General features: G+C 47.4%; 13 protein-coding genes and 1 pseudogene. 13 read left to right on the top strand and 1 reads right to left on the bottom strand.

The features are described 5' to 3' along the window. Positions 1–395: 395 nt before the first annotated feature. The 9 genes and pseudogenes from H581_RS36130 to H581_RS0132215 all read left to right on the top strand — a co-directional run bounded on the left by H581_RS36130 (position 396) and on the right by H581_RS0132215 (position 11177). Positions 396–1526 (top strand): DNA-methyltransferase, encoded by a 1131-nt coding sequence (locus H581_RS36130; protein WP_084134901.1) that lies wholly within the window; start codon positions 396–398, stop codon positions 1524–1526. Further along, a complete protein-coding gene (locus H581_RS36825; protein ID WP_051251525.1) occupies positions 1516–3159 on the top strand; it encodes an McrB family protein in 1644 nt (547 codons plus the stop codon). Before H581_RS36130 ends, H581_RS36825 begins: the two co-directional genes overlap by 11 nt. A 76-nt stretch (positions 3160–3235) precedes the next feature. Beyond that, the gene (locus H581_RS0132245) at positions 3236–4507 is read left to right on the top strand and encodes a 5-methylcytosine restriction system specificity protein McrC (protein WP_029192851.1); all 1272 of its coding nucleotides are present in this window, start codon (positions 3236–3238) and stop codon (positions 4505–4507) included. A 330-nt stretch (positions 4508–4837) separates the two neighbouring features. Continuing rightward, positions 4838–4918 (top strand): annotated as a pseudogene (locus H581_RS37565) (IS200/IS605 family transposase); the annotation flags it as partial. 793 nt (positions 4919–5711) lie between these two features. Further along, the gene (locus H581_RS38245; protein WP_156889748.1) at positions 5712–5858 is read left to right on the top strand and encodes a hypothetical protein; all 147 of its coding nucleotides are present in this window, start codon (positions 5712–5714) and stop codon (positions 5856–5858) included. Between the two features lie 482 nt (positions 5859–6340). Further along, positions 6341–7024 carry a response regulator transcription factor gene (locus tag H581_RS0132230; RefSeq protein ID WP_029192850.1) on the top strand — a complete coding sequence of 228 codons (684 nt, stop codon included), beginning with the start codon at positions 6341–6343 and terminating at the stop codon, positions 7022–7024. Continuing rightward, positions 7017–8369 (top strand): sensor histidine kinase, encoded by a 1353-nt coding sequence (locus H581_RS0132225; protein ID WP_029192849.1) that lies wholly within the window; start codon positions 7017–7019, stop codon positions 8367–8369. The genes H581_RS0132230 and H581_RS0132225 overlap by 8 nt, the downstream gene beginning before the upstream one ends. A 257-nt stretch (positions 8370–8626) precedes the next feature. Then, a complete protein-coding gene (locus H581_RS0132220; protein ID WP_051251523.1) occupies positions 8627–9889 on the top strand; it encodes a serine hydrolase domain-containing protein in 1263 nt (420 codons plus the stop codon). Positions 9890–10277: 388 nt separating this feature from the next. Beyond that, the gene (locus tag H581_RS0132215) at positions 10278–11177 is read left to right on the top strand and encodes an alpha/beta hydrolase fold domain-containing protein (RefSeq protein WP_029192847.1); all 900 of its coding nucleotides are present in this window, start codon (positions 10278–10280) and stop codon (positions 11175–11177) included. 32 nt (positions 11178–11209) lie between these two features. On the opposite strand, the gene H581_RS0132210 is transcribed toward H581_RS0132215, so the two are convergent. Beyond that, positions 11210–12091, bottom strand: coding sequence for an AraC family transcriptional regulator (locus tag H581_RS0132210; protein WP_029192846.1), 882 nt, complete (start codon positions 12089–12091; stop codon positions 11210–11212). Positions 12092–12265: 174 nt separating this feature from the next. Here H581_RS0132210 and H581_RS0132205 point away from each other — a divergent pair, with 174 nt between their 5' ends. From H581_RS0132205 to H581_RS0132190, 4 genes are all read left to right on the top strand, one after another. Continuing rightward, positions 12266–13324, top strand: a complete 1059-nt coding sequence (locus H581_RS0132205; protein WP_029192845.1) for a Gfo/Idh/MocA family protein — start codon at positions 12266–12268, stop codon at positions 13322–13324. Further along, positions 13321–14178 (top strand): sugar phosphate isomerase/epimerase family protein, encoded by an 858-nt coding sequence (locus H581_RS0132200; RefSeq protein ID WP_029192844.1) that lies wholly within the window; start codon positions 13321–13323, stop codon positions 14176–14178. Before H581_RS0132205 ends, H581_RS0132200 begins: the two co-directional genes overlap by 4 nt. 20 nt (positions 14179–14198) lie before the next feature. Then, a complete protein-coding gene (locus H581_RS0132195) occupies positions 14199–15086 on the top strand; it encodes a sugar phosphate isomerase/epimerase family protein (RefSeq protein ID WP_029192843.1) in 888 nt (295 codons plus the stop codon). A gap of 171 nt (positions 15087–15257) precedes the next feature. Beyond that, positions 15258–17519, top strand: coding sequence for a helix-turn-helix domain-containing protein (locus H581_RS0132190; protein WP_029192842.1), 2262 nt, complete (start codon positions 15258–15260; stop codon positions 17517–17519). The last annotated feature ends 165 nt before the right edge of the window (positions 17520–17684 follow it).

Raw genomic sequence — 17684 nt, 5'->3', positions numbered from 1 at the left:
TTCACCAAAAATCAGCTGTTGTTTTCTATACTCAAACCCTTTATTCGCGTGGGTTTAAGTTTATTTGGATTTTGGAGGCTGGATTGTGATGTTCATTGTAAATAGTTATCATGATGGGTATTCGTATTGTTGCTTCCCAACAGAACATGATATAATGTTCTTAGGGTGGACATTTTATCCCGCATGTGCCCCTGTATGGTTGCGCTTAAGCTTTAGGCCGTATCGTCAAAGGCGGCCCTTGGAAATAATATTCACTCCTCATGGCCGTTTGAATTTGTAGTGTTGCCACACAGGAAAGTGGATTGTTATTTGAGCCTATATCATAAAAAGATTGTTTTTCAACATAAAGGGCAGTTGTCACATTCATTAAAGAGGAATTTGAGGAGAGCATTAATGTGAAAAAGACATCCGAAATATTAAATAATTCATCTCTTCACGAAGCAGATGTACTTTCGAATAACAGCAGTTTGACTGATACACGCCAACTCCTACCTATCTTCACAGAGAGGATTATCGGAGATGCTCGACATGTGTCTTTGAAGTATGGCGAGGCAGATATGGTTATTACCTCACCTCCATATTGGTTAAAACGTGATTATGGAATTAGTGAGCAAATTGGTCAAGAAGCAACAGTTGAAGGTTATGTTGGTAACTTAATCGATTGCATGGAAAACTGGAAAACGATTTTGCCCAAATGGGGATCCGTTTTCATCAACATAGGTGATACTTATTTTAAAGGATCGCTTGCTAATACTCCTGGGCGGTTAGAATTCGCTGCCCGAAATGCTGGATGGACGGTGCGCAACCGAATTGTCTGGATCAAAGATGCTGGAATGCCAGATCCCGCCAAAGACCGTTTGAAGAATCGCCATGAATATATTATTCACTTTACTATGCAACGACGGGATTACTATTATGATCAGTTCGGCTACGCGGAGAAGTATGGGAATGGTACAGGCCCAAGTGATGTATGGCAAATTGGATTGAGAAGAGATGTTAGCGAACACTTAGCTCCGTATCCCGAAGAACTTGTAGACCGTATTCTGACGCTTGGATGTCCCGAGCAGGTTTGTACGCTATGTGGAAAACCTCGTAGACGTATTGTTGAGAGGACAGCGGAACTTGATCCGTCTCGCCCACAGGCAAAGAGAGCAATGGAACTTGCTAATCAACATGGTTTGACCGAATCGCACATCTCAGCAATCCAAGCTACAGGAATTTCAGACGCTGGGAAGGCAATGAAGACTCAAAATGGCACAGGCCGAAACTCTGCTACTGTACAGAAATTGGCAGCTGAAGCCAAGCAAGCGCTAGGCGGATATTTTCGTGAATTTACTTTTGCTAAGCGACGTTCAGTTGGTTGGAGTGATTGCGGTTGTGGAGGGCCATTTAGGCCAGGGATTGTTTTAGATCCCTTCATGGGAACAGGCACAACGTTACGCGCTGCCGCTGCAATTGGACGTAGTTCAATAGGGGTGGACTTAGATCCCAAATTACGAATTCAGGATGATGAAAATGACAACTAATGATAGCGGTAAGTATTATTGCCTCGACATCATAACTGTAAAAAAAGCTTTGACAACCTTAGGGAGTGTACGTAGTCACGAGCATTTTCCTGGCTATCTCGCTTTACTGCGGGATAGAAGCACATCAAATATAGTAAGCAATTCGGATGACATTGTAAATTTTTATAAAAAATTCCTGAAGATTGTTGATGCACCTGATAAAAGCCCTTATCTGCGTCCCTTCCGTTCCAGAGGGGTGGGCAATCCTTTAACATTATATCAAAAAAATGTAGCGGGATCTTATGCGCCGAGTTCGATCCGCGAAAAAGGTCCGCTCTCCAAAATCATTAATATAGAGCAACCATCAGGAGCATTATCCTACAAGTTGTCTGATGAACATTGGAAAGTCGTGCTTAGCGAAATGCTCTCTGGGCATAGGCTTCCGATTGTATCTACCATAGTATTCTTATTCAGAGATTACGCTTTCCGTATGTTTAACCCTAACTTGGAAAATTTAGTTTTAGTATTCAGGGCTCAGTTTTCAATATTAACAGAAGATGAAAACGGAGACGATATTTATGAAACTATATTCCGTGATGATTTTTCGGAATATTCGGATGAGCACTTTCTTGAAGTAGAACCTGAAAGAAGTGGATCGGACAATATCATTAAAATTAGGGATTTAAAACTAGCTGATCTTGATTTAAGTAACTTGTTGCGTTTGAATGCGATGGGAAACACCCGTGGTTCTCATCAAAAAATGGAAATTAAAGATGTTACATTACTTGACGAAAACGATAATGTGTTAAAACAAGTTAATCGTGCCTTTGAACTGGGATATGCAGGTGTTTTGATTTCTGGGTCGCCAGGAACCGGAAAAAGCTGGTATGCTCAACAAATTGGCGTCGCACTTAGCGGCTCATGGGAAGCTGTGCGAACTGTTCAATTTCATCCAAGCTATCAGTACGAAGACTTTATCTTTGGTTATGTTGCCCAAAAAGACGGGACGTTCCTTATTTCCGCGAAAGAGTTTGTCCTAGCATGCAGAGCAGCAGCCGTTGACCCTGATAGGATACATATCTTAATCATTGACGAAATCTCTCGAACGGACATCATACGTGTATTTGGAGAGGTGCTAACCTACCTTGAGCGAGACAAACGTGATCAACCTTTTAAAACAGCTTCGGGCGAAGAATTATCTGTTCCATCAAACTTGATGCTTATAGGGACTATGAATCCATGGGATAGAGGAGTCGATGAAATAGATATTGCTTTGGAAAGACGTTTTGCTCAAATCGATATCAACCCTAGTGCAGACGTTTTGCGCAAACTACTGTCAAAGAAAACAACGGAACCTTTTATCAATAAAATAATAGCATTTTTCGAAAAGTTAAACATGTATGAATCTGAAGAAATTCGACTGGGACATGCCTATTTCCTCGGATGCATAGACTTAGAAGCTGCGTTAGACATATGGTCATTTCGGATAAAACCCACATTAAAACGTGCATGTCGATTTAATGCTGCGCTTTTTGAGCAGATAGAATTAGATTGGCAGAATATTGTCGTTGATGCTTCCCACGGAGATGTAGGTAACGCTGAACCAGACAAAGTGTTGTCACCTGCTGAACAATCGCTAAAAGTCAATGAATAACATGACAAATGCTATGAGATTCCTGTCTAATCGGGGAATAACCGCTGCAAAACATAAAAAACGGGAAGTTCTGCTGATGGTAGAACATCAGGAGATTAATCTTCCTTTGGACATAATCAAACCTGATGGAAGCTTTGATTTGTATGAGGACATACAGAGTCGGTTCCAAATCGAATATAAGGCTAAGTATAAAAAACTTATTATAAGAGGTAGTCGTTGGATCGGTCATGTCCCAATAAATGATCGTTATGCTCTGTCGATTGATACCCGTATGCCAGTTTCCAATATTGAGAGAATTTTATCGAGAAGTCCATTCAAAATAGCAGAAACAATTCGATATACTCATTCATATCTCTCCACATCGATACGTGCACAGAGTTTATTTGATGTCTTGACTGATCAATTTTTGGATACTTTGGATATCATAAGACATGACGGCCTCATCAAAAACTATAGACGTGAGCAAAGAATTTCACCCTCTCCGACTGGGCGAATTGATCCTTTGCGTACGTCTTATATCTCGCATTTTTTCGGAAAAATTTCAGCCGTTTATTCAACTTATACTAGAACAGAAGATACGCTTGAAAATCAAATTATTCGATTTGCTTTAGAATGTTTACAATCACATTATTACACGATGCACGAAAGCAGTAATTATATCAGTAGGTTATCTCGCATTAGTAATCATTATATGCATTTTAAAAACGTTTCCCTGCCTAACAAATCAAACATTACTAGCGATTCGTTGGCTCTGACAATAAGTAAACTTCCGATTCATAAAGATAGCTATGCCGACACATTACGACTAGCCCAACTAATTGTTAGTGGACAAAGTATATCGCTACGTGGTGAGGGGGGCTTAGCTATACTTCCCTCTATTTTGGTTGACATGTCTGAAATATTTGAAGGGTATGTCAGAGATGTCCTTGCTAATAAGTTTTCTAATCCTAATGTGAGCGTTCTAGATGGTAATAAAGCAGCGCCTACTGGCGCGGCACTTCCACTTTTTTCTACATTTTTTGTACGAGGAACTTCGCCTAATGCAACTCCAGATATTGTGGTTAATGATAAAAGTACAACAAAATTGATAATCGATGTGAAATATAAGCCTGTTAAAAAACTTCCAGACAGGGCTGATATTAATCAGATTATATGTTATGCCCAACGATATAATGCTCCAAAGGTAATGTTACTTTACCCAGCGAGTAGCCATAATGATATTCCTGTCACGCTTTTAGGGACAATTGGTGATATTTCGGTGTATATAGGGCTATTTAATCTAAGCGCACATGATTTACCTGCTGAAGAGGTTCATTTTACCAAAGCAATAGAAGGGTTGACTATTTAAACTAATTTGGTCATATGGTAAAATCTTCGATTATCAGGTGGATGCTAGCGGGAACACCGAGGAATCGACGGGGATTATTATAAATAATTACATTTTTACTATAAGATGAACATCGGTGAATGGCGTGTTTTTGCGACATCTATGTTCATCTAACTTCCCAACACCACACACAAACGGCAGAGATGCGTTTTTTATTATAGGCTGTAGCCGGTTGAGTGCGTGAAACGCGCGAAACAAAAAACCACCTGCGGGTGGAGGGATCAAGGGTTTGACCAAAAAGACCATTCCTTTCATTGAGATGTTCAGGCTCAATGAGAAAAATGGTCTTAGATGGCAATGAAAAATTACAGTCTATCTCACACGAAATGGATGTGCAAATACCACATCGTCTTCACCCCGAATCATAGACAGACAACCAAACTTCATACGGTAGTCGATGGATTAGGGCCCTCGCTTTTCTTCTGACGGGTGGTCAAGTCTATGATTCCGTTCCAGTGATCGATTTGCTTCAGGTGTTTGATATTATGGGAAGCCATATTCTTGGCGACAAAGCCTACGGCGCAGAAACGATTCGGAATTGGATTACGGTGAAGCAGGCATCGTACACCATTTCTTAAAGAAAAGTATAGGGATGCGATCTGATGATTCTCTGGTCACATTTCTGGTCACACTTTTTTATTCCTAAGCGCCGCGGCGCATTCGAACGTAGAATCATTAAACTCAAAAAAGCCTTGTCACGCAAGGCTTTCTACTGCTAATTCCCTAACTCAGAACCCCCCATCTCTCCACTGGCAGCGATGAGGTCAGGGGTTCGATCCCCCTAGGCCCCATAAATGCCAAAAGTCGACCTTTAGGTCGGCTTTTTGCATTTACTGGGCAGTAGGGAGAGAACCCGAAGAGTTCGTCCCGCGTACAGCGTAAGCGAGCACGGCGTCTAATTTTACCTTAGCGATCTGCATCGTGGAATTAGCTTCTTCAGAAAGTTAATCCAGATTTGACATCCCCCTTGGCTCCACCAGGAACGCGCGAAGCTCTTGGAAGTGCAGCGCGGAAGAACTCTCCGGCGTATGGGGATCGGCATGTTGAGAAAGTTGTGCTTGGAACCAGGGAGACCCTCCCCCGTACGGAGTTCTTTTTTTTCGTAAGGAGCAGACCTATAAGCCCGAAAGGTGAAGTGGCAAGCTCGGGAAGGGAGTCGGAGGGGATGGAGACGAGTAAAAAAAACCGAGGCAGTGGAGGAATCAATGGCATTACCTTCGACCAGATCTCAAACGAATATGGCGAGAAGCGGTTCGTCCAAGAGGTTCGGGAACAATTAATTTCAGGAACGTACCGTCCTCTGCCAGCATGACGTAAGGAGATACCGAAGGGAGATGGAAAGTTTCGACCGCTTGGTATCCAGCAATACGCGATTGTGTGGTGCAGATGGTAACGAAAATGGTGATTGAACCGATCTTCGAAACGGACTTCAAGGATTTCTCCTACGGATTCCGAAGTAGGATTCGATTTTCTGGGTTTGACGTTGTTTTGGAATAAGAAGTGAAACTGAAGGGGGAACTGAAAAAGCAAGGAGGGCTCAGCCCTCTGAACAATTTCAGTTCACTACTCTACAGGATGTGGCCGGCTTAGTGTTTTTTACTCTAAGGGGGCGGCGCCTTATCATCTACGCCATTGCTATCAACTTTACGGCATTACTGAGCGTAGGCATTGGTGCTTTGGACATTTGGAATTCACTCATTTGCTATCTCACCTCGCCCTGGTATTCTACAGATGTATACTTATGCGAATCTCCTAATGCTATAATTGGGCTGGATTAGTAAGGAGGCATAAGCAATGACAAGTGTTCTTGTTGTAGAAGATGATGCGCATATGTTGGAAATGATTTTAATAGTTTTAAGACACGAAGGATATCGTGTCCGGGGAGCAGTCAACGGCAAAGAGGCGCTTGCAGAAATGGAAAGCTCGCCTGCGGATTTGGTTGTGCTTGATGTCATGATGCCTGTCATGGACGGGTGGGATTCGTGCCGCGAACTGCGGCTTTTGTACCCCGAACTGCCGATTATCATGATTACGGTCAAGCACGAGACGAGTCAGAAGGTGAAAGGATTCGGCTTAGGCGCCGATGATTACCTGGTCAAGCCTTTCGATCCGCAGGAGCTGGTGATCCGAATCAAAGCGGTGCTGCGCCGGTACCGGATTGCGGCGGATAAGAGGATTATATTGGGCAGCTTCAAGCTGGATCGGCTTCGGGGAACCGTTACGGACGGCAACGTGAATTGGAATTTGCCGCTCAAGGAATTCGAGCTGTTATATCAGCTTGCAAGCTATCCCGGCCAAATCTTTATGCGAGAGCAGTTAATCGAAGCGATATGGGGATTCGATCACGATGGGGACGAGCGGACGGTCGATGTTCATATCAAGCGGCTGCGGGAGCGGTTCGCCGATTATACCCATCTTTTTCGCATTGTAACAGTTCGCGGTCTCGGATACCGATTGGAGACGGAAAGCGATGATTAAGAGCTTGAATTTAAAAATTTTATTGATCTTTACCGTTGCAGTAGCGATAGGTCTCGGAGGCTCCATCCCGATAACCGTTTATTTGTTTAAAGACCAAATCACGCAATCCATCCAAAACGAGTATGCGGTGCGAAGCTGGCTGATATCGGATGTTTTTTCCCGATTGGCGCCAACCGAACGCGGCCTCTTTCTGAAACAGTTGTCCGAAAAGCAGAAGGTATCCCTATGGATATACGATCGGAACGGTTTGCGCTACGCTTATGGCTCGACAAGCATGCCCAACCTTTCCGACGGGGATATACGCCGCGTTCAGGACGGTGCCGAAGTCGTGAGGCGCACATCCGTCCTGCCCATACCGACGAGTCTGCACATGGGTTTCCCTTTACAAACAGCGGATGAGCAATTGGCGCTCGTCATCCATCCGGAAAGATCTAATATTTTGCTGCTGTTCAGTATTTTGGGTGCCTTGATTCTGATTGCCCTCGTGATCGGCAGTCTCAAGTTCATTCTCTTTACACGCATAGTGGTGAAGCCCTTAAAAATATTGACGGCCGCAACCAAAAAAATTGCCAAAGGAGACTATAACATCGATCTTCAGACGAAGAGCAAGGATGAATTGGGCGTCTTGTCGGAGCAATTTCAGCAAATGGCCCACGAGATGAGCCAGGTCGAAAGGATGCGGCAGGAGTTCGTTTCCAACGTGTCCCACGAACTTCAAACACCGCTGGCGTCCATTTCGGGTTTTGTCTCCATCCTGCAAACGGACGGTCTTAATGAAGCCGAGCAACGGCGCTGTCTAAACGTTATCCGGCACGAAAGCATGCGGCTGTCCCGGCTCAGCGAGAACATGCTCCGATTGGCCACGATTGATTCGAACCATCATCCCTTCCATCCGTCGCCTGTTCAGCTTGACAGGCAGCTGCGCCGTATTGTCGTATCCGCAGAGCCGCAATGGTCGGCCAAACACTTAAATATTCACCTCGAGCTTCCAAAAACGGCGATTCATGCGGACGAAGATCTGCTGAGCCAGGTATGGCTAAATCTTTTTGGCAACAGCATCAAATTTACGCCTGAGGGCGGTGACATCTTCATCGAGCTTCAGTCCGGAAATGGTGTGATTGGAGTCGTCTTTCGGGATACGGGAATCGGCATTGCCGAAGAAGACCGCAAACGCGTCTTTGAACGCTTTTATATGGCCGATAAATCGCATAACCGCGAAGCGGGGGGTAGCGGGCTTGGACTCGCGATCGTAAAACGCGTTGTCGAATTGCATGGCGGCAGGGTCGAGATAGACAGCGCTGAAGGAAAAGGAACGGCGGTAACCGTCTTTCTGCCGGTCATGTAACCCAAGTTAAACAATCGAAAACCCGAGCGAGCGAAAAGATGAACGATCCGTTCATCTTTTTTTACATTTGTTCCCATTTGATTCATATTACGTTCACATAGGATGCGTAGTATCGGTTGTGAAATCGGAACATGAGGTAAATCCACGAGGAGGTGAAGTTAAATATGCTGTGTGATGCTTGTTTGATTAAAAACCTTAATAGGGCATCCAGTTGGCACACAATTTACAAATAACATTATTTGAAGGAGCGGGACAGAATGAAGAAACAGGTTGTAAGTTTGTCTGTAGCATCTATATTACTTCTTAGTTCGGCACTGGGTGCATCAGCTGAGGCAGCAGAACCTGAGAATAATGTTCTTGCAGCTAAGCCTGCGCAGTGTAGTGATCCGATCAGCGATACTTACGATGTATCTAAGATGGCGACAATTTTTGATGACGATAAAATACTTTGGAATTTTGTTAATATGGATCAAATTCTACCTCATTCTATCATTCAAAAGGGTAGTATGGTTCATCCGTATAAAATGGGCAAAAAGGTTGATCTTAGCAATCTTACCTATAACTTCAACGGTGAAACTCGCAGGTTCACGGATTTAATGGAACGCGGTAGAACAAACGGTCTTCTTGTAATCAAAGACGGTAAGGTCGTAAACGAACAGTATTTCAATGGCAACGATGCCTGCACCCGCTTCACATCTTGGTCAATAGCGAAGTCCTACGTTTCTACCCTTGTAGGTATCGCAGTAGATGAAGGCAAAATTAAGAGTATTGACGACATCATCACAAATTATGTTCCTGAGCTTAAAGGTTCAGGCTACGAGGAGGCCACAATTCGCGATGTCCTTCAAATGTCTTCAGGGGTAGATTGGGACGAGGATTACAGCAATGAAAATGCGGATATCTGGCGTATGCTGCAGGATGTAGTGTTCAATAATATGCCGGTTAAGGACTTTATTAAGGACTTGGAAGGCGGCCAACCGCATACGTTCAACTATAAGAGCACAGATGCTCAGGTTCTTGCTTTTCTTGTCGAGAATGTTAACAATAAACCACTGCATGAGGTATTTTCCGAAAAGCTCTGGAAACCGCTCGGCATGACAAGTGATGCTTACTTGAACCAAGATTTACACAATAACGATTTTGGTCTGAGTTTCATCAATGCACCGCTTCGCGACCTGGCTAAACTCGGTCAGCTATTCTTGCAAGATGGGAAGTGGGGAGGAAAGCAAATCGTTTCCGCAAAATGGGTAAAAGAAGCAACAACGCCGGTTGATGCAGATTTACAGCCTAATGTCTCTTACCCTCACTTTGGCTATCAGTATCAGTGGTGGGTTCCGAAAGGAGCAAAACTTGGTCATGAGTTTTCAGCTATGGGAGTCTATGGCCAGTATGTTTACGTAGACAAAGATGCAGGGGTAGTCATCGCAAAGGTTTCTGCTGATCCAGACAATGGTGATAATATTTACGAAGAAATGACTGCTTTTAGAGAAATTGTAAAAGCGGTATCGAAAAAGCGTTAATAATTGTGAATCTCTCTAAAATAGAGAGGTTCTTTTACTGGTTTTTACTGGTCCTGGGCTTGTCGAAGAGGAACATAAACCCTTCCTCCACAATAAGCGCTCCTACCCCGAAGCTAAAAGGTGAAATATTCGTTCGCATTTTTTACATTTGTTCCCATTTGGTTCATATTACGTTCACATTAGGCGCGTAGTATCGGTTGCGAAAGCGGATCAGGAGAGTTAAATCCACGAGGAGGAAATTGTGCATGTTGTCGTCGGCGACATCCTGAACCAAGCGCAATGTTGTGATATTGGGAGGGAGAGCAATGACAAATAAATGACTCTGTGAATCTTACGGCGGCAACGCCTTCCATATGTATGATAAAAACAATAAGGGAGGTTTTTTGAGATGAAGCGAAGTATACAGAGCAAACTGGTAGAATATATTTTATTATTGAGAGGTACAAAACAACATTATTCAGACAAAGTGAAGTTTGCGAAATTCCTCGAACAAAAGCGAATCGAGAATGCAAAACCATATATTTTGCCTAGAGGAATCCAACAGAAACTGGGTATTGCGATGGAGCAATCGTATGGAAAGGATTGTTATGTTTTACAAGGAAACAATCAAGACAATGAAAAATATATTATTTATTTACTTGGCGGAGGTCATATAAATCGACCTATTGGCGCTAATTGGAGATTTATAAATAAGATATCGGAAATTAGCAATTATACGATTATTGTGCCTGTCTATCCAAAAGTCCCTCATCACCAGTATCGTGAATCATATGATCAAGTACTCCCCATTTATGAAAAGCTGTTAATGAAAACCTCTCCGCAAAATATTATATTTATGGGAGAATCGGCAGGCGGTGGATTTGCGTTAGCATTAGCTCAATTGTTAAAGGAAAAAGATCTACCACAACCGAGTCGGATTATATTAATCTCTCCATGGTTAGATATCACATTGTCGAATCCAGATATTCAGAAAATCGAGAAAAATGATGCCGTCTTAGGTTCATATGGACTCGCCATCATCGGAAAACTATATGCTGGCGACACAGACCCGAATCACTATCTTTTAAGCCCAATAAACGGTGATATACAAGGCTTAGGGGAAATTTCCTTATTTATCGGAACTCATGATCTGATGTTAGCTGATGCGCGAAAGTTTAGAGACCGAGCTATAAAGGAAGGTGTCATGATCAATTACTACGAATATCCAAAAATGAACCATGTCTTTCCTGCGATGCCGATTCCAGAAGCCAAAAAAGCAATCAGACAAATCATTGATTTGATCTCTTGAAAAAAAACGGAAGTATTTCACCACATATTTACTTACCCGGAAAAGGGAATGGTCCGAAGCGCCGAAGGGGCCACCTTCTTATGCTTCTTAAAGGTGCGGCTGAAGTAATAGATGTCGTTAAAGCCGGTCGCCGCGGCGATCTCCGAGACCGTCAGCGGACTGTGGCGAAGCAGGTAGTCGGCTTTGTTGAGACGGGTCATCGTCACGTATTCGGTGACGGTGTGGCCGCTGAGCTCTTTGAACAGGCGGCTGAAGTGGAAGCGGCTCAAGCGGGTCATGCGGGCGAGCCTGTCAACGGACAGCTCCTCCTTGTAACGGTCCTCGATATATTGAAAGACAGGCGCGAAGCGCTCGATGTTTTTCATCCGCTCGTCATATTCGCCCTGCGTGAGCACCGTCGCGACATGACCGCGAAGCAGCAGCGTCAGCAGCCGGTACAGCTCGGACTTCACCGCAAGCTCGTAACCGAACTCGCGCTGCTCCAGCTCCTTTATAATGGCGAGGACGCAAGCCTCGGCATGGTCGTCGCCTCTGATATGATTGCGAAGCAGCAGCCGGTTCTGCGTGATCGGAGTGATGAACTTCGTCTCGGCGGCGTCTACGGATTGGCTGTGCAGCAGCGAAATATCGGCGATCAGCGCATAGTAGAACAAGTCGCTCGACAGGCTGATGCCGTAATGCAGCTCGTTGCTGTTGACCACGACCAGGTCGCCCGGCGAAGCTTGGATCGTCGCGGAGCCGCACTCAATCATCGCCTCGCCTCTAACGAAATAGAGAAATTCAAGATGCTCGTGAAAGTGATGCTGAAAGGTGACCAGGCCTTGCCGGTCGAAGGCGTTGCGATGCACCTTGATCGGAAAATGCGGGTCCGGCATGTCCATCGGCTCCCGCAGTTCTTCGTATTTGTCAGCCATCCTCATCCACTCTCCCTTAGACCGCACAATCGTACAAACAAACCGCACAGCTTTGCATGGCGTTGCCCGTTGAAATCATTATAATACGAAAGTATAGGCGCGCAAAACTTCACAATCGTGGAGGACTGCCCGACAAGCAGGCTTGCCGTCACAACTGAATAGGAGGAATACGCTTTGAAACCTGTACAAGTCGCAGTCATAGGAACAGGCTCCATCTCGTCCTGTCATCTAGATTCCTATAAGAACAATCCGAATGCCAACCTTTATGCCGTGTGCGACCTGAACGAGGAACGCGCGCGGAAGGCGGCCGAGAAGTACGGCGCATCCAACGTATACACGGATTATCGCGAGCTGCTCGCCGATCCGGCGATCGAAGCGGTAAGCATCTGCACATGGAATAATACGCACGCCGAGATCAGCATTGCCGCGCTGGAAGCGGGCAAGCACGTGCTCGTGGAGAAGCCGCTCTGCCGCACGGTTGAGGAAGCGCTCCGCGTTCAAGAGGCCGTGGCCAAATCCGGCAAGCTGCTGCAGGTCGGATTCGTCCGGCGGTATGACACGAACGCCCAGCTGCTTCGTTCGCTCGCCGACAAAGGCGAGTTCGGGGACATTTATTACGCGAAAGCAACGACGATCCGGCGTCTCGGCAACCCCGGCGGCTGGTTCTCCGACATCGAGCGCTCTGGCGGCGGCCCGCTTATCGATATCGGCGTACATGTCATCGACCTGTGCTGGTACATGATGGGCCGTCCGAAGCCGGTATCGGTCAGCGCGAATACATACCGGAAGCTCGGCAACCGCTCGAATGTGCAAAATCTTTCATTCTACAAAGCGGCTGACTACGACGCAAGCAAAAATACGGTAGAGGATATGGCGAACGCGCTAATCCGTTTCGAGAACGGTGCTTCCCTGCTCGTGGATGTCAGCTTCACGCTTCATGCGAAGTCCGATGAGGGATCCGTTAAGCTCTACGGCGATAAAGGCGGCTTCGAGATCGACCCGGAGACGGTGATCGTGACGGAGAAGCATGACACGATCCTTAACGCAGCTCCGCAGACCGATCATAAAGGCTTTCACTTCCAAAGCGCTTTCCAAAATGAAATCAACCATTTCGTCGACTGCGTGACAACCGGCAAGCAGCCGCTCAGCCCTGTCGCGGACGGCGTCGAGATCATGAAAATATTAATCGGCATCTATGAATCGGCAGCCAAAGGAGCGGAAGTTCGCCTATGAAACTGGGAATAAGCACGTACAGCCTTCATCAGGCGTTCGCATCGGGCGAAATGTCCATTCAAGAAGTAATCAGTCACATCGCCTCCCTTGGCGCCGAGCATGTGGAAATCGTACCGCTTGGCTTCAATTTGACGGCAAATCCGGAACTAATCGAAGTCATTAAGAGGCAGGCGCAGGAGAGCGGCATAACCTTGTCCAATTACGCAGTCGGCGCCAATTTCTCCGGCTTGGACGAGGAGCAATTCGAGCGGGAAATCGAGCGCTTGAAGCGCGAGGTGGATAACGCGGCTGCGCTGGGCGTAAAGAAGATGCGCCATGACGTGGCATCGTCGAGCGACCTGTCGATCACGAACTTTCTGGCGGAACTGCCAAGACTGGCAGAGGCGTGCCGGATCATCGCCGATTACGCCGCGCCGCTTGGCATTACGACGAGCGTCGAGAATCACGGCTTCTATATTCAACACAGCGATCGCGTGCAGGCGCTTGTCCAGGTGGTCGGCCGGCCCAACTTTAAGACGACGCTTGACGTAGGCAATTTTTTATGTGCGGACGAGAACCCGCTCGTAGCCTTGGCGAACAACATCGGCATCGCTTCGATGGTGCATGTGAAGGACTTCTATTACCGTCCTGCAGCGGAACGCCCGGGAGACGGCTGGTTCAACACGTCGCGCGGCAATTGGCTGCGCGGCGCGATTGTCGGACACGGCGATATCCCGATGCGGAACGTGCTGCGCAAGGTGAAGGAAAGCGGCTACGATGATTTTATTTCGATTGAATTCGAAGGAATGGAAGACTGCCGCTTGGGAACGAAGCTTGGCTTCGAGTATGTAAAGCGCGTGTGGAACGAACTTTAACCTAGGGGAGCGTGGATAGGATGACGATGCCTGTCGTGACGAACAAAATCGGCGTTATTGTGGACAGCTTTAAAGTAGGGGTTAAGGAAGGCTTGCTGAAAGCGAAGCAGGTCGGAGCGGACGGCGTGCAGATGTACGCGGTTCGCGGCGAGCTCGATCCGGCTAATCTGTCGGCTTCGGCAAGGAGAGAGTGGAAGGCATATATCGGTTCGCTTGGTCTCGAAATTTCCGCTTTAGTCGGCGACTTGGGCGGCCACGGCTTCCAGGACCCGGAAGCAAACCCCGCGAAGATCGATAAGTCCAAACGGATCATGGAGCTGGGCGCGGAGCTCGGCACCAACATTATTACGACGCATATCGGGATCGTGCCGGATGACAAGAACAGCCGCGTATACGAGACGATGCATACGGCATGTGAAGAATTAGCGCGTTTTGCCAATGACATGAATGCTTATTTCGCGATCGAGACCGGTCCTGAAACGTCGGCTCACTTGAAATCGTTCCTGGACACTCTCGGCACCAAGGGCGTGGCGGTTAACTTTGACCCGGCCAACATGGTCATGGTTACGGGCGATGATCCGGTGCTTGGCGTACACACGCTTAAGGATTACATTGTCCATACGCACGCGAAGGACGGCCTGAAGCTGGGCGATATGGATCCGCGCGATGTATACGGCTTCTACGGCTATGACAAGTCGCTCGATCACGAGAAGGTTGCGGCCATGGCCGAATCCGGCGCTGGCTTCCGCGAGGTTCCGCTCGGCGAGGGCAGCGTAGACTGGCCGGCGTACCTGGGTGCGCTCCAGGAGATCGGCTATAACGGCTATTTGACCATCGAACGCGAGGTCGGCACGAATCCGGAAGGGGATATCAGCCGGGCGGTACAGTTTTTGAAGCAATACAAATAAAGCGGTTTTCAGTACAACGGTAGCTACAGGGATTGCCTGGAGCTGCCGTTTTTTTTATAGCAACCACGTCTATTTCCATTGAATACTTCTCCGATATCTCTTAAAATAAGGAGGGTAAGCGCTTTCTCTAAAAGAGCGGGCATTTCTGCCTTTATATAAGGAGTGATGGAGTTGAAGAGGAACTGGTACCGCCGCATGCTGCTATCCTATTTTCCGATCTTTTTGTTTACGGTAACGATTTTGATCTTTTTATCCTTTATTGTCGTCAATGACATCTCGCATAAGGAAACCGTCAAGGCCGACCGGATTACGACCGGCTACATGGAGGACCGGCTGACCCGGTCGCTGAAAGGGATCGAAATGGACGTGCTCGAGGAAGTGGAGAAAAACGACCGGTACCGCGACTTCCTGAACATCGGGCTGACGGGCGAGAACCGCCAGGTCATCTTCGATGTCGTCGACAGCATGCGCACGCTTACCGCGAATGACAGTCTGCTCGATTCGATTTATGTCTATCGTCATGAAGACAAGCAGGTGCTGACGCGCAGCGGGCTTGTGAAGTGGGAAGCATTCGCCGACAAAGGATTCATCGAGCGGGCGCTGGCGAATCCGACCAGCTATAGCTGGTCGGCGGTGCGGCCGTATCGTGAATTCAGTACTGAGCAGAATAAGCGGGTCATTTCTATTTTCAAAAGAGAGCCGCTGCCCTTCGGAACCGATGGACTCATCGTCATCAACGTCGATATGTATGCGGTTGAACAAATGATCAGATCGATGACGAACGGCGACGTCTCGTTTGTGGATGTTCGCGACGCGTCCGGGACTCTGCTGTTTTCAACCCGTTCGGAGGAGGACATCAAGGATTCGCGCGGTAAATTGCTGAACCGCGTGCCTTTGGAGCTGACGGGCTGGACGTTCGAGAGCGGAATCGCCGCCGGGCAGCTGTTCGTGTGGGTGTCCGTCATCTCTTATGTGTGGGTCGTGATCGGCCTTCTGACGGTCGTGTTTGCGATCCTGTATATCATTTATATCACAAGAAAAAACTATAAACCGATTCGGGTCATGATGAACCGGATAGAATCGATCCAGCTTCGCGAAGATGCGTTCGGATTGAAGATGGACGAGCTGTCGATGATCGATCATACGCTGGAAAGCCTGATTCAGCAAACCGCCGATTATGAGAAACAGCAGCGCGAGAACCTGCTCGTAAGCCGGCGGCAGCTGTTCCACGATATGCTGCAGGGCAACGGACTTGAGCGCGTGGCCGACCGATTGGCGAAGCTCGGCCTTCTCCCCGCAGGAGAGATGCCGCGGCAATTGGCGTTCGTTGTCGTTGAGATCGGCCATTATCGCGATTTCCGCAGCGGATTCTCCGTCAGAGATCAGCATACGCTTAAATTTGCGTTAACCAACGTGCTGCAGGAGCTGGCGCAAGCGGACGGCATGTACGGCTGGGCGGAGTGGATCGCGGAGAACCGGATGGGCATGATCCTCGGACTGAGCGGAGAGCATTCGTCTGCGAAGGAGAGCATCCGGATTTTCGCGGACAAAGGTCGGAGCTGGGTGGACGAGCATTTGCGGCTGTCGCTGCTATTCGGTGTCGGACATCCGGTGCCGGGGTGGGAACGGGTCGGACTATCCTACAAGGCGGCCGTGGACGTGCTGCAGCACAAAATGTCACTCGGCAAGCAAGCGGTCATCATGAGCGAGGATCTGCCTGAGGAAGGCGGACGGAAGTGGTACGCCTATGTGCAGTACGGCTCCGGCCTTGTCAGGGAGTTCAGGCTTCTGACCGGCGAATGGCGCGCCCATTTGGACAGTTTGTTCGGGCATCTGGAGAAGGATCGCTTGAAGGATGAAGATATCCGGATGGTGCTGCAGACGATGATGGATATGCTGGAGAGCGAGCTGGCGGATATGTCCGATGAGCTGCATGGGCATTTCAAAGGACCGGAGGCCGGCGCCAAGCAGCTTGCAGCCGACGAAACGGCGACGCTTGACGAATTAAAGTCGCTTTATTCCGAACGGCTGACGGAAATCTACCGTGCCTATGTCGCGCACAGCGAAACGAAAAACCATCGGGCGATGATTAACGAGCTGAAGGCTTACATTGAAGAACATTTTGAAAACCCGGATTTATCTCTCAAACACCTGAGCGACCGTTTTCATATTTCAGGGAAATACGTCAGCTATTTATTTAAGGAAGAATTCAATATGAAGTTCGTTGATTTTATCGTTCAGCTTCGCATGGAGCGGGCGGAGAAGCTGCTGGCCGAAACGGAAGAGTCGGTGCAGAATATTGCTCTGCAGGTCGGATACGCCAACTCGATTACGTTCGGGCGCGTGTTCAAGCGAATCGTCGGCGTAACGCCGGGAGACTATCGAAGGCTGAAGCTGAAGCCCGGAAATGCCCGTCCTGCCGGGGATATTTGAAAATAGTTTATCATGCGACAACGGTTGCTATATGCAAATTATGGTAATTATCGCAGCGGTTTATCGTTTGGAAACTAGTTTATTGCCCCCTTCGCGAATGTCATGCCATACTGTGGTCATTCCGATTCGGGCTGCAATAGCATTGCTGAAAGCGTTAACTTTAAC

Source organism: Paenibacillus harenae DSM 16969, from assembly GCF_000422465.1.
Taxonomy (GTDB): domain Bacteria; phylum Bacillota; class Bacilli; order Paenibacillales; family Paenibacillaceae; genus Pristimantibacillus; species Pristimantibacillus harenae.
The sequence above is the reverse complement of the archived record's forward strand: the minus strand, read 5'-3'. Positions and strand labels throughout refer to the sequence as shown.

What these genes read in the sequence shown, in the direction of transcription:
- H581_RS0132230 (WP_029192850.1), top strand. Translation starts at nt 6,341, where the DNA reads ATGACAAGTGTTCTTGTTGTAGAAGATGATGCGCATATGTTGGAAATG.
- H581_RS0132220 (WP_051251523.1), top strand. Translation starts at nt 8,627, where the DNA reads ATGAAGAAACAGGTTGTAAGTTTGTCTGTAGCATCTATATTACTTCTT.
- H581_RS0132200 (WP_029192844.1), top strand. Translation starts at nt 13,321, where the DNA reads ATGAAACTGGGAATAAGCACGTACAGCCTTCATCAGGCGTTCGCATCG.
- H581_RS0132195 (WP_029192843.1), top strand. Translation starts at nt 14,199, where the DNA reads ATGACGATGCCTGTCGTGACGAACAAAATCGGCGTTATTGTGGACAGC.
- H581_RS0132215 (WP_029192847.1), top strand. Translation starts at nt 10,278, where the DNA reads ATGAAGCGAAGTATACAGAGCAAACTGGTAGAATATATTTTATTATTG.
- H581_RS38245 (WP_156889748.1), top strand. Translation starts at nt 5,712, where the DNA reads ATGGAGACGAGTAAAAAAAACCGAGGCAGTGGAGGAATCAATGGCATT.
- H581_RS36825 (WP_051251525.1), top strand. Translation starts at nt 1,516, where the DNA reads ATGACAACTAATGATAGCGGTAAGTATTATTGCCTCGACATCATAACT.
- H581_RS0132245 (WP_029192851.1), top strand. Translation starts at nt 3,236, where the DNA reads ATGGTAGAACATCAGGAGATTAATCTTCCTTTGGACATAATCAAACCT.
- H581_RS0132210 (WP_029192846.1), bottom strand. Translation starts at nt 12,091, where the DNA reads ATGGCTGACAAATACGAAGAACTGCGGGAGCCGATGGACATGCCGGAC.
- H581_RS0132225 (WP_029192849.1), top strand. Translation starts at nt 7,017, where the DNA reads ATGATTAAGAGCTTGAATTTAAAAATTTTATTGATCTTTACCGTTGCA.